At 64.8% G+C, this 11,037-nt stretch carries 11 protein-coding genes and 1 pseudogene; 8 read left to right on the top strand and 4 right to left on the bottom strand.

Annotation, left to right across the window (positions count from 1 at the left end; translation table 11 throughout):
- The first annotated feature begins 163 nt into the window (after nt 1–163).
- Nucleotides 164–430 (top strand): PilZ domain-containing protein, encoded by a 267-nt coding sequence (locus GV002_RS12285; RefSeq protein WP_160018640.1) that lies wholly within the window; start codon nt 164–166, stop codon nt 428–430.
- A 23-nt stretch (nt 431–453) separates the two neighbouring features.
- A pseudogene (locus GV002_RS12280) lies at nt 454–570 on the top strand (AcvB/VirJ family lysyl-phosphatidylglycerol hydrolase); the annotation flags it as partial.
- A gap of 176 nt (nt 571–746) precedes the next feature.
- On the opposite strand, the gene ehuA reads toward GV002_RS12280, so the two are convergent.
- From ehuA to ehuB, 4 genes are all read right to left on the bottom strand, one after another.
- Entirely contained in the window at nt 747–1,526 is a 780-nt protein-coding gene (ehuA, locus tag GV002_RS12275; protein ID WP_160018639.1) for an ectoine/hydroxyectoine ABC transporter ATP-binding protein EhuA, read from the bottom strand.
- A gap of 41 nt (nt 1,527–1,567) precedes the next feature.
- The gene (ehuD, locus tag GV002_RS12270) at nt 1,568–2,230 is read right to left on the bottom strand and encodes an ectoine/hydroxyectoine ABC transporter permease subunit EhuD (protein WP_160018638.1); all 663 of its coding nucleotides are present in this window, start codon (nt 2,228–2,230) and stop codon (nt 1,568–1,570) included.
- Complete coding sequence (ehuC, locus tag GV002_RS12265) at nt 2,227–2,886, bottom strand: ectoine/hydroxyectoine ABC transporter permease subunit EhuC (RefSeq protein ID WP_160018637.1); 660 nt, start codon at nt 2,884–2,886, stop codon at nt 2,227–2,229. The genes ehuD and ehuC overlap by 4 nt, the downstream gene beginning before the upstream one ends.
- Before the next feature lie 64 nt (nt 2,887–2,950).
- Nucleotides 2,951–3,796, bottom strand: a complete 846-nt coding sequence (ehuB, locus tag GV002_RS12260; protein WP_160018636.1) for an ectoine/hydroxyectoine ABC transporter substrate-binding protein EhuB — start codon at nt 3,794–3,796, stop codon at nt 2,951–2,953.
- Nucleotides 3,797–4,039: 243 nt separating this feature from the next.
- Between ehuB and GV002_RS12255 the strand changes: the two genes are divergently transcribed.
- The 6 genes from GV002_RS12255 (at nt 4,040) to GV002_RS12230 (ending at nt 10,680) form a co-directional block, all read left to right on the top strand.
- Nucleotides 4,040–5,437: a PLP-dependent aminotransferase family protein gene (locus tag GV002_RS12255; RefSeq protein WP_160018635.1), complete on the top strand. Its 1,398-nt coding sequence runs from the start codon at nt 4,040–4,042 to the stop codon at nt 5,435–5,437.
- 312 nt (nt 5,438–5,749) lie between these two features.
- The gene (gene eutB / locus GV002_RS12250) at nt 5,750–6,721 is read left to right on the top strand and encodes a hydroxyectoine utilization dehydratase EutB (protein WP_160018634.1); all 972 of its coding nucleotides are present in this window, start codon (nt 5,750–5,752) and stop codon (nt 6,719–6,721) included.
- A gap of 9 nt (nt 6,722–6,730) precedes the next feature.
- Nucleotides 6,731–7,708, top strand: coding sequence for an ectoine utilization protein EutC (gene eutC, locus GV002_RS12245; RefSeq protein ID WP_160018633.1), 978 nt, complete (start codon nt 6,731–6,733; stop codon nt 7,706–7,708).
- A 58-nt stretch (nt 7,709–7,766) separates the two neighbouring features.
- The gene (doeA, locus tag GV002_RS12240) at nt 7,767–8,957 is read left to right on the top strand and encodes an ectoine hydrolase DoeA (RefSeq protein ID WP_160018632.1); all 1,191 of its coding nucleotides are present in this window, start codon (nt 7,767–7,769) and stop codon (nt 8,955–8,957) included.
- A gap of 119 nt (nt 8,958–9,076) precedes the next feature.
- Nucleotides 9,077–10,078 (top strand): N(2)-acetyl-L-2,4-diaminobutanoate deacetylase DoeB, encoded by a 1,002-nt coding sequence (gene doeB / locus GV002_RS12235; RefSeq protein ID WP_160018631.1) that lies wholly within the window; start codon nt 9,077–9,079, stop codon nt 10,076–10,078.
- Nucleotides 10,079–10,203: 125 nt separating this feature from the next.
- On the top strand, nt 10,204–10,680 hold the full coding sequence (locus GV002_RS12230; protein WP_160018630.1) for an Lrp/AsnC family transcriptional regulator: 477 nt from the start codon (nt 10,204–10,206) through the stop codon (nt 10,678–10,680).
- The last annotated feature ends 357 nt before the right edge of the window (nt 10,681–11,037 follow it).

Genomic DNA, 11,037 nt, shown 5'->3' with positions numbered 1-11,037 from the left:
GATTACTTCCGTATGTGCGCCCAGGAGACGAAACTGTCATCACCGCCGCGTGCCCCAGAAGGATTTTGGTAACCTGCCGCCGCCTTTTTTCTGTCGAGCGTTGGGAATTGCTTCGGTTTTGCGTTATTAAAGGCTGCATCGTCCGCCTACCCCCGGAGCCTCCATGCCGAACCAGCGCCAGCAGGTGCGTACCCCGATGAAGTGCCGGATCAAGATCAGCCACCCCAGTTTTGGTGAGCTGGTGGCGCAGACTCGTGACCTGTCCGATAGCGGCGTCTACGTGAAGCACCCGGACATGGCCAGCCTGTCGGTCGGCACCGAAGTGATCGGCCAGGTGCAGGATCTGCCTTTCCCCGCCCCGATATTGAAGATGGAAGTGATGCGCGTGGATCCCGAAGGGGCTGGCCTGCGCTTTCTCGGCGAGGCCTGAACGGCGTCAGCCAGCCTGGACGTTCGGCCAAGCATATGGCCGCTGCCAGTCATCCGCTGGTGGGCATCGACACCCTGCGTTACTACTGGCAGCACAAGGGCCCGGAACAGAGCGCTGCCGACCTGTCGCGGCTGATGCAGCGGGACCCCAGGGGCCACACTCCTGTGGGAGCGGCTTTAACCGCGATTTTTCGCGGATGAATCCGCTCCTACGGAAACGGCAGGGAGCATTGTCGTGGGAGGGGCTTCAGCCGCGATGCCCTGCAGCTCTGCCCCTGTCGCCGCTGAAGCGCCTCCCACAGGCCCGGGCTCGGGTCTCAGTTCGCCTCGTTGACTGCACTCAGAAACGCCTTGGTGCGCTCCTGCTGCGGGTTGCCGAACAGCTGATCCGGCGTGCCCTGTTCATGGATGCAGCCCTGATGGAAGAAGCACACACGGTCGGCGAACTCGCGGGCGAAGCCCATCTGGTGGGTGACCATCAGCATGGTCAGGTTGTGCTCGCTGCCGAGGCGGCGGATGACGTTGAGCACCTCGCCGCACAGCTCCGGGTCGAGCGCCGAGGTCACCTCGTCGAACAGCATCACTTTGGGCCGCATCGCCAGCGCACGGGCGATGGCCACGCGCTGTTGCTGACCACCCGACAGCTGCGACGGAAAATGGCGCAGCTTCTCGCCCAGGCCGACCATCGCCAGCAGATCCTCGGCGCGTTCGGTGGCTTCCTTCCTGCCCATGCCGAGCACCTGCATTGGCGCCTCGATCACGTTCTGCAGCGCGCACATGTGCGGGAACAGGTTGAAACTCTGGAACACCATGCCGATCTTGCCGCGCACCTTGCGCTGGTGACTGGCGCTGGCCGGCACCAGGCGGCCATCGCGCGCCGGCATGTGGGTCAGCGGCTCGTCGTCGACGCAAATCACGCCTTCGTCGATGCTCTCCAGTGTCATCAGCGCGCGCAGCAAGGTCGACTTGCCCGAGCCGCTGGGGCCGATGATCGCCACCTTCTCGCCGGGGGCGACGTCCAGGTTGAGCTTGTTGAGCACGGTGAGGTTGCCGTAACGCTTGGTCACGTCGGTGAAGCGGACGATGGGCTGGGGCATGGAAAAACTCCCTGCGGCGTCTGTAGAGTTGAGAAAAGCAGTCATCGGGCAGTGACCTCCAGCCGATCTTCCACGCGCCGCACGCACCAGGCCAAGGCCAGACTGAGCAGCAGGAAGAAGATGCCGACCATGGTGATGGGCTCGAGGTAGCGGAAGCTCTCCGAGCCAATGTTCTTGGCTTGCTGCATGATTTCCACCACGGTGATCGCCGACAGCACCGGGGTGTCCTTGAGCATGGCCACCAGGTAGTTGCCCAGCGCCGGCAGGATCGGCCGCAGTGCCTGCGGCAGGATGATCTGCCGATACGCCGACAGCGGCGACATGTTCAATGCCGTCACCGCCTCCCACTGGCCACGCGGCACCGCGTCGAGACCGGCGCGGTACACCTCGGCGGTGTAGCAGGCGTAGTGCAGGGCGATGCCGAGGATGCCCGCCTGCAGTGCGGTCAGGTTCAGCCCGTAGTTCGGGAACACGTAGAACAGGAAATACACCTGGATCAGCAGCGGTGTGCTGCGGATGAATTCGATCAGCCCGGCCACCGGCCAGGACAGCCACAGGTGCCGGCTGCGTCGGGCGATGGCCAGCAGCAGGCCGAGGACGATGGCGATGGCGAAGCCGGCGAAGGTGATCAGCAGGGTATTGAGCGATGCCTTGAGCAGATCTGGAAGGATACTCAGGGCGAAGTCCCAGTCGAAGAAATTCATTGCAGGCCTCCGCGCATCCGGCCACGGCTCAGGCGTTTTTCCAGCAGGCGCATGCCGAGGTTGATCACCTGGGCCATGAAGAAATACAGCACCAGGGCCAGGGCGAAGATCTCCAGGGTCATGAAGGTCGCCTGGTCCAACTGACGGGCGCGGAAGGCCAGGTCAGACAGGGTGATCAGCGACACCAGCGAGGTGTTCTTCAGCAGTTCGATCAGCAGATTGGTACCTGGCGGAATCGCTGCCAGCAGCGCCTGCGGTAGGATGATGCGCAGGAAGCGTTTGGACGGGTGCATGTTCAGCGCGGTGCAGGCCTCGTACTGACCCTTGGCCACCGAGCGGATGGCACCGCGCATCACTTCCGCGCCATAGGCGCCGATGTGCAGGCCAAGGCCGACGATGGCCACGGTGAAGGCGCTCATCTCGACGTTGAATGGCGGCATCGGCAGCACGAAGTACAGCCAGAACAGCTGCACCAGCAGCGAGGTGCCGCGAAAGATTTCGATATAGGTGATGGCCAGCCAGCGCAGCGGGCCAATCGGCGACAGCCGGCCGAGGGCGGCGATGACTGCCGAGACGATGGCCAGCAGCGAGCCCCAGAAGGTGACTTGCACGGTGACCCAGGCGCCTTGCAGCAGCAGGGGGAAAAGATCGGTCATGAATGTCTACCGCTCTATGCAGGGAAACACGCCGCGCATCTTCGTGCGCGGCGTTACCCGTGCATTACTGGCCGCAGAGTTCGGCGGCGGTCTTGTCGGTGATGTTGGACTGATCGAAGCCGAAGGGTTTGACCGTGGCCAGATGCTCTTCGCTGCCCAGCCACTTCTTCAGCTCGGCATTCACCGCATCGCGTAGGTCCTTGTCTTCCGGGCGGAAGGCCAGGGCGCCGTAACCGGTGTGGGCCGGGTCGTCCTTGAATTCGGCGATGGCTTCGACGCTGTCGCCGCCCTTGTCGGCCAGGCCCTTCATGGTCAACTGGGTGCCGACTGCCGCGTCGGCGCGCCCGGCGCGCACGGCCTGCAGCTGTGCGGTGGTGTCCGGCACCTGGAGGATCTGGTCGTCGGTGATACCGGAATCACGGGCATAACCCAGATTCACCGTACCGGACATGATCGCCACCTTGGCACCGCTCTTGGCGATGTCTTCGTAGCTGTGCAGGTCCTTCGGGTTGCCGGCTTTCACCAGCAGGGTATCGGGCAACTGATAGTGCGGGTCGGTGAACAGCACCTGCTTGCAGCGCTCGGGGGTGATGTACATGCCGGCGGCGATCAGGTCGAAGCGGCTGGCGCGCAGGCCGGGGATCAGCGAGCCCCATTCGGTAAGCACCGGGTTGATCTTCTCGACGCCCATGCGCTCGAAGATCTTCCTGACGATCTCCGGCGACTCGCCGGTGACGCTGCCGTCGAGGGCGGTGTAGGCGAAGGGGGTTTCGTTGGCGTAGCCGATGCGCACGCTGCTGCTGTCCTTGACCTCGTCCAGCGTTGAAGCCTGGGCGCCGGCAGCGAGACCGGTGAGCAGGGCGCCGGCCAGCGCGAGGTGGCCAAAGCGGGAGGGGATAACGCTACTCATCTTGGTGTTCTCCTGTTTCTTGTAGTCCGCCAGTGGCGGCGTGCTGTGTTAGGAGGCAGGTAAATCAAGAGCGTTGGTGGCGCTGTTCGCGCCAGGTGGTAATTCTTCTGAGGTGCCGAGGCACTGTTTTCCACCCTTGACCCGAGCATACAAAGGCTTTTTTCGCTACGGCATTGCACTAGGACAATTGAATCGTAACGCCTCGCGCGGGATGCTTGAGCGCAGTCGCCGCAGGAGCCATCGATGCACAACTGGAAGAAGGCCCTGGCCAACGCTCGCCCGGGCGAGTCGAAGTACAAGCTGCTGGTCCAGGCGGTCGCCGCCGATATCGAACAGGGTACCCTGATCGACGGCCAGCGACTGCCACCGCAACGCCAGGTGTCCGATGCACTCGGCATCAGCGTGCAGACCGTGACCAACGCCTACAAGGAACTGGAGCGCCAGGGCCGCGTGCGCTGCGAGGTGGGTCGTGGCAGCTTCGTCTCGCGGCGCACCAGCGAGCGCGTGGCCACCAGCATGCTCGATCGCAGCGAGCAGGCGCTGATGGACTTTTCCAATGCGCGCATTCTGCACACCGATGCCCACGACCGCCTGTGGCGACAGACCTGCCTGGAGCTGGCGCAGGAGCCGGACCAGCCCTGGATTCACGCCTTTCGTCCTATTGCCGGCATGCAGCACCAGCGCGAGTCGGCAGTGCGCTGGCTGGCGCGTCTGGGCATGGACGTGGGTATCGAGGACGTGCTGCTGACCAGCGGCGCTGCCCATGGCATTTTCCTCGCCCTGGCCACCCTGGCCGGCCCGGACGACGTGGTGCTCTGCGAAGGCCTGACCGATCACGGCGCCATTGGCAGCTCGCAGGTGCTCGGCTTCACCCTCAAGGGTCTGGAGATGGATCGCTACGGGCTGAACCCCGAGCACTTCGAGGACATGTGCGGCAACGAGCGCATCACTGCGTTGGTCTGCACGCCCAACCTGAATAACCCAACCAGCGCGCTGATGCCCGACGAGCGCCGCCGCGAGATCGCCGAAATCGCCCGCCGCTATGGCGTGTACATCATCGAGGACGACGTCTACGGCCCACTGCTGGCCGGCCAGCAGAGCACGCGGCCGCTCAGCCATTACGCGCCGGAGCTGTCGTTCTACTGCACCAGCATGACCAAGTCGGTGCTCACCGGCCTGCGCATCGGCTACCTGGTGATGCCCAAGCGCCTGGCCCTGCGTACCGAGAGCATCCTGCGGGTCAACAGCTGGATGGCGCCGTCGCTGCTCGGTGAGATCGCCACGCGCTGGATCGACTCCGGCGAGGCCGAGGACCTGGTGCAACTGCAGCGGCAATTGCTGGCCAACCGGCAGGCCCTGGTGGAGCAGGAACTGGGTGAGCACCTGATCGGCAATCACCCCTATTCACTCAACGCCTGGCTGCGTGTACCCGAAGGCTGGGAAACCGACGGCCTGTTGCGCGAGCTGCGTCGACGCAACGTGGCGCTGACTTTGCCCGACCCATTCGTCCCACCGGGCATGCCGAGGCCGCGTGCGGTGCGCCTGTGCGTCGGCGCCGAATGCAGCGAAGCGAAGATGCGCCAGGGCGTACAGATCGTGCGTGACGTCTTGGAGCAGTACCCGAAGGTGCATGATTTCTAGCACGTTAAGAAGCTTCGCGGCCGAAGCCGCTCCTACAATGTTATTCGCTATACCGATCAGCCCCCTCTCCCGCTTGCGGGAGAGGGCTGGGGAGAGGGGCTTTGTAGCCCGGATGAAATCCGGGAGCGGTTTGCTCCGATGCGTCCGGGTTACATCGGTGCGCACGGCGCACCCTACACAAACGCGTAGGGTGCGCCGCGCGCACCGGTTGTTCGTCTCTTGGGATACCCGAATAAAAAATCGTCCTAGTACATTAAGCCGCTCAATTTCCCGCTCATACACTCGGCCGCACACCTTCACGGAACGTGCGCCATGTCTTCCATCCACTTCGATGATCTGCTCCAGGCTCGCCAGCGTATTGCCGGCCTGGTGCGCCAGACGCCGCTGGAGCATTCGCCCAGCCTGAGCCGCCTGGCCGGTGTGCCGGTGTGGTTGAAGCTGGAGTCGCAGCAGGCCACCGGCAGCTTCAAGCTGCGCGGCGCGAGCAACGCGGTGGCGCAGCTGGATGCCGAGCGCAAGCGTCTCGGCGTGGTCACTGCCTCCACCGGCAACCATGGTCGCGCCCTGGCTTTCGCCGCCTCGCAGCAGGGCGTGAAGGCCATCGTCTGCCTCTCCGAACTGGTGCCGCAGAACAAGGTGCGCGCCATTCGCGAACTGGGCGCCGAGGTGGTGATCAGCGGCCGCAGCCAGGACGACGCCCAGCTCGAGGCCCTGCGCATCTCCCGAGAGCAGGGCGCCGCGTTCATCCCGCCCTTCGACCACCCGCACGTGATCGCCGGCCAGGGCAGCCTGGGCCTGGAGATTCTCGAGCAGTGCCCGGACGTTTGCGAAGTGCTGGTGCCACTGTCCGGCGGCGGCCTGTTCGCCGGCGTGGCACTGGCGATCAAGGCTTCGAGCCCGGCCATTCGCACCCATGGCATCAGCATGCAGCGCGGCGCCGCCATGCACGCCAGCCTGCAGGCCGGCGAACCGGTCGAGGTGGAGGAGCTGTCAACGCTGGCCGATTCACTCGGCGGCGGCATCGGCCTGGAAAACCGCTACACCTTCGCCCTCACCCGCGAGCTGTGCGATCAGCTGCACCTGCTCGACGAGGCCTCCATCGCTCGTGGCATCCGCCACGCCTACCGCGAGGAGCGGCTGGTGGTCGAAGGCGCCGCCGCGGTGGGCATCGCCGCCCTGCTCGACGGCCTGATCGAACCCCGTGGCCCGGTGGTGGTGGTGGTCAGCGGCCGCAATATCGATATCGACCAGCACCTGCGTGTGCTCAATGGCGCCGACGCCTGAGGAACTCCCATGGCCAAGACTCTGATACTCAACCAAGCCGATCTGCGCGAGTGCGTTGGCCTCGACGCCGACAGCCTCGCGGTGGTGGAAAACGCCTTCCGCCTGCTCGCCACGGCCGCCGTGGCGATGCCGCCGATCCTGCGCCTGGACGTGCCCGAGCATAACGGCGAGGTGGACGTGAAGACCGCCTACCTGCCTGGCGTGGCGCACTTCGCGATCAAGGTCAGCCCCGGTTTCTTCGACAACCCCAGGCTTGGCCTGCCCAGCCTCAATGGCCTGATGATGCTGTTCTCGGCACAGACCGGCCTGGCCGATGCGCTGCTGCTGGACAATGGCTACCTCACCGCCGTGCGCACCGCCGCCGCTGGCGCCATCGCGGCCAAATGGCTGGCTCGCGAAGACGCCAAGGTGGTCGCCATCCTCGGTGCAGGCGAGCAGGCGCGCTTGCAGTTGCAGGCCCTGCGCCTGGTGCGTGATGTGCGCGAGGTACGCATCTGGGCTCGCGACGCGGCCAAGGCCCAGGCCATGGCCGCCGAACTGGACGATGCGCGCGCGGTGGACAGCCTCGACGCAGCGCTGGAGGGCGCCGATATCGCCATCACCACTACGCCGAGTCGCGAGCCATTGATCCAGCTGCATCACCTGCGTTCCGGCATGCACATCACCGCCATGGGCTCGGATGCCGAGCACAAGAACGAGATCGCCCCGGCTGCGCTGGCGCGGGTCGATGCCTACGTGGCCGACCGCCTGAGCCAGACCCGCGTGCTCGGTGAGCTCAATCACGCCGTCGCCGCCGGCCTGGTTGCCGCCGATGCCGACTTCGCCGAACTCGGCCAGGTCATCGCCGGCCAGCGTCCGGGGCGCACCGCGCCCGAGCAGATCACCCTGTGCGACCTGACCGGCACCGGCGCCCAGGACACGGCCATCGCCAGCTTTGCGTTCGAGCGGGCGCGGGCGGCGGGCAAGGGTTTCATCTTCAACGCCTAACCCTGTGGGAGCGCCGCCCGGCCCTTCCCACAGTCCAAAAAACCACGGGGATTCATTCATGTCCGAAATCGTCGTCAACCTCCCCTTCACCCGGGAGGAATACGCCCAGCGCATCGTCAAGGTCCGCACGGCCATGCAGGTCAAGGGCATCGAGCTGCTGATCGTCACCGATCCGTCCAACATGGCCTGGCTCACCGGCTATGACGGCTGGTCGTTCTACGTGCACCAGTGCGTGCTGCTGGCGCTCGATGGTGAGCCGGTCTGGTATGGCCGTGGTCAGGATGCCAACGGCGCCAAGCGCACGGTGTTCATGCAGCAGAGCAACATCGTCGGTTACCCCGATCACTACGTGCAGTCCACCGAGCGCCACCCGATGGACTACCTGTCCAAGGAGGTCATCGCCGCGCGTGGCTGGGACAAGCTCAGCATCGGCGTCGAGCTGGACAATTACTACTTCAGCGCCGCCGCTTATGGCTCGCTGCAGCGCAACCTGCCCAATGCACGCTTCGTCGACGCCACCGCGCTGGTCAACTGGCAGCGGGCGATCAAGTCGCCCACCGAGGTCGGCTACATGCGCATCGCGGCGAAGATCGTCGAGAAAATGCACGCGGCGATCTTCGACAAGATAGAGCCTGGCCTGCGCAAGAACGAGCTGGTGGCCGAGATCTACCGCACCGGCATCCTCGGCGCCGACGGCCATGGCGGCGACTACCCGGCCATCGTGCCGCTGCTGCCCACCGGCGCCGATGCCAGCGCGCCGCACCTGACCTGGGACGACTCGCCGATGGTCAGCGGCGCCGGCACCTTCTTCGAGATCGCCGGCTGCTACAAGCGCTACCACTGCCCGTTGTCGCGCACCATTTACCTGGGCACGCCGCCGCAGCATTTCCTCGACGGCGAGAAGGCCGTGGTCGAAGGCATCGCCGCCGGCCTGGAAGCGGCCAAGCCGGGCAACACCACCGGCGATATCGCCCGCGCCTTCTTCAAGGTGTTGGAGAAATTCGGCATTCACAAGGACAGCCGCTGCGGCTACCCCATCGGTATCAGTTATCCGCCTGACTGGGGCGAGCGCACCATGAGCCTGCGTCCGGGCGACGAGAGTGTGCTGCAGCCGGGGATGACTTTCCACTTCATGCCCGGCCTGTGGCTGGACGACTGGGGCCTGGAAATCACCGAGTCGATCCTGATCACCGACAGCGGCGTGGAAACCCTCTGCGACGTACCGCGCAAGCTGTTCGTGAAGGATTGATGCCGCTTGATTGTAGAAGCCGGCTTGCCGGCGATCCGCATCAACAACGCATCGCTGGCAAGCCAGCTCCTACGAAAAGCGGCGCTATTGAGACATCCACTTATGCCGGGCTTTGCACCATGACCCAACTGCGCGACAACCCCATCAGCCCCACGGTCGATTTCGACCGTGACGGCGTGCAACACGGTTTTCTCAAGCTACCCTATTCCCGCGACGATTCGGCTTGGGGCGCGGTGATGATCCCGGTCACCGTGGTGAAGAACGGCAGCGGCCCCACCGCGTTGCTCACCGGTGGCAACCATGGTGACGAGTACGAAGGCCCGCTGGCTCTTAGCAAGCTGGCCCAGCGCCTGCGCGCGGAGGACGTCAGCGGCCGGGTGATCATCGTGCCGTTCATGAACGCTCCCGCCGTGCAGGCCGGCACCCGCACCTCGCCGATCGACAAGGGCAACCTCAACCGCAGCTTCCCCGGCAAGCCGGACGGCACGGTGACGCAGAAGATCGCTGACTACTTCCAGCGCACGCTGCTGCCGCTGGCCAATGTGGTGCTGGACATCCACTCCGGCGGCAAGACCCTGGATTTTCTGCCCTTCGCCGCCTGCCACGTGTTGCCGGACAAGACCCAGGATGCCGCTTGCGCCGCCGGCATGCGCGCCTTCGCTGCGCCCTACTGCATGCGCATGCTGGAGCTGGACGCGGTGGGCATGTACGACACCGCCGCCGAGGAACTGGGCAAGGTGTTCGTCACCACCGAGCTCGGCGGCGGCGGCAGCAGTACGGCGAAAAGCCTGGCCATCGCCGAATGTGGCGTACGTAACCTGCTGATCCACTTCGGCCTGCTGCAGGGCGAGATCGAGACGGGTGAATCGGTGATGCTGGACATGCCGGATGGCAACTGTTTTGTCGCCAGTGAGGACGACGGCCTGCTGGAAATGTGTCGCGACCTTGGCGATACGGTCGAGAAAGGCGAGGTGATCGCTCGTGTACATAGCGTGCGATGCACCGGTGCGCCGGCTACCGAGTACCGCGCCAAACGCAGTGGCCTGCTCGCCGCCCGGCACTTTCCGGGGCTGGTGAAAAGTGGTGATACCCTCGCCGTCATCGCCGAGGTGGTGAGTTGAGAAACCCAACCTGCAGCCGCTGTGAAAGCACCTGGCCATTCTCATGAACGCCGGTAAGGCAAAAGCTTCGCGAGCAAGCTCGCTCCTACAGGCCTCGCATCGTTCCCAAGATAGGCGTACTGCCGATGCACAAGCTCGACCGCTATGACCTGAAGATCCTGCGCATCCTTGCCGAGGACGGGCGGATCACCAAGTCGGCCCTGGCCGAGGCGATCAACCTGTCGGTAACGCCGGCCTGGGAGCGTGTGCGCAAGCTCGAAGGCGCCGGGCTGATCAAGGGTTACCGCGCGCAGATCGACTGGGCAGCGCTGTTTCGCAGCCAGCAGGTGCTGGTGGAAATCACCCTGGCTCGCCACACCGCTCAGGACATGCGCCGCTTCGAGCAACGCCTGGCCGAGGCACCGGAAGTTGGCTTCTGCTACGCCACTGGTGGCGGCGTCGACTACATCGCCATGATCCGTGCCCGCGACATCGACCACTACCAGCGCTTCATCGACCAGTTGCTGCTGGAGGACCTCGGTATCGAGCGCTACTTCACCTATATCGTGACCAAGACCATCAAGGCGCATACGTCGGGCGCGCCCACAGAACTGGACGACTAACGTACGCCACCATGAGATGTCGGGCATCTGTAGGGTGGGTTAGCCGCCTGCCGAGGTGACCGAGCGTTTCACCCCATTGGCTGCGGCGTAACCCACCATCGGAGCGCCACGTTTCATCGACTGGGGGGTATGCGCCGCGCCGCCATAGTGGGCATCTTCGATTCACGTTCAGCGTCGCTAACCCACCCTACAGGCAGTGGCTCGACCGAGGGCAGCAGCGCTTCGCCTTAACCGCCGCCAGGCTATCGTCGTGGCTGCTCACGTCGTCGGTATGAGTCGCTCCGTGATCCTGGCGGGCGAGAGTGTGCGGCTCAATCGGAGGGGCGTAGTTGGATGCGAATGGTCAGGAATACGAAG

The sequence above is a fragment of the Pseudomonas sp. 8O genome, from assembly GCF_902506495.1.
Lineage (GTDB): Bacteria > Pseudomonadota > Gammaproteobacteria > Pseudomonadales > Pseudomonadaceae > Aquipseudomonas > Aquipseudomonas chaetocerotis.
This window is presented reverse-complemented; position numbering and strand designations above follow the sequence as displayed.

Excerpts from the sequence above, each read along its gene's own strand:
- GV002_RS12285 (WP_160018640.1), top strand. The coding sequence starts at position 164 with ATGCCGAACCAGCGCCAGCAGGTGCGTACCCCGATGAAGTGCCGGATC.
- ehuA (WP_160018639.1), bottom strand. The coding sequence starts at position 1,526 with ATGCCCCAGCCCATCGTCCGCTTCACCGACGTGACCAAGCGTTACGGC.
- ehuD (WP_160018638.1), bottom strand. The coding sequence starts at position 2,230 with ATGAATTTCTTCGACTGGGACTTCGCCCTGAGTATCCTTCCAGATCTG.
- ehuC (WP_160018637.1), bottom strand. The coding sequence starts at position 2,886 with ATGACCGATCTTTTCCCCCTGCTGCTGCAAGGCGCCTGGGTCACCGTG.
- ehuB (WP_160018636.1), bottom strand. The coding sequence starts at position 3,796 with ATGAGTAGCGTTATCCCCTCCCGCTTTGGCCACCTCGCGCTGGCCGGC.
- GV002_RS12255 (WP_160018635.1), top strand. The coding sequence starts at position 4,040 with ATGCACAACTGGAAGAAGGCCCTGGCCAACGCTCGCCCGGGCGAGTCG.
- eutB (WP_160018634.1), top strand. The coding sequence starts at position 5,750 with ATGTCTTCCATCCACTTCGATGATCTGCTCCAGGCTCGCCAGCGTATT.
- eutC (WP_160018633.1), top strand. The coding sequence starts at position 6,731 with ATGGCCAAGACTCTGATACTCAACCAAGCCGATCTGCGCGAGTGCGTT.
- doeA (WP_160018632.1), top strand. The coding sequence starts at position 7,767 with ATGTCCGAAATCGTCGTCAACCTCCCCTTCACCCGGGAGGAATACGCC.
- doeB (WP_160018631.1), top strand. The coding sequence starts at position 9,077 with ATGACCCAACTGCGCGACAACCCCATCAGCCCCACGGTCGATTTCGAC.
- GV002_RS12230 (WP_160018630.1), top strand. The coding sequence starts at position 10,204 with ATGCACAAGCTCGACCGCTATGACCTGAAGATCCTGCGCATCCTTGCC.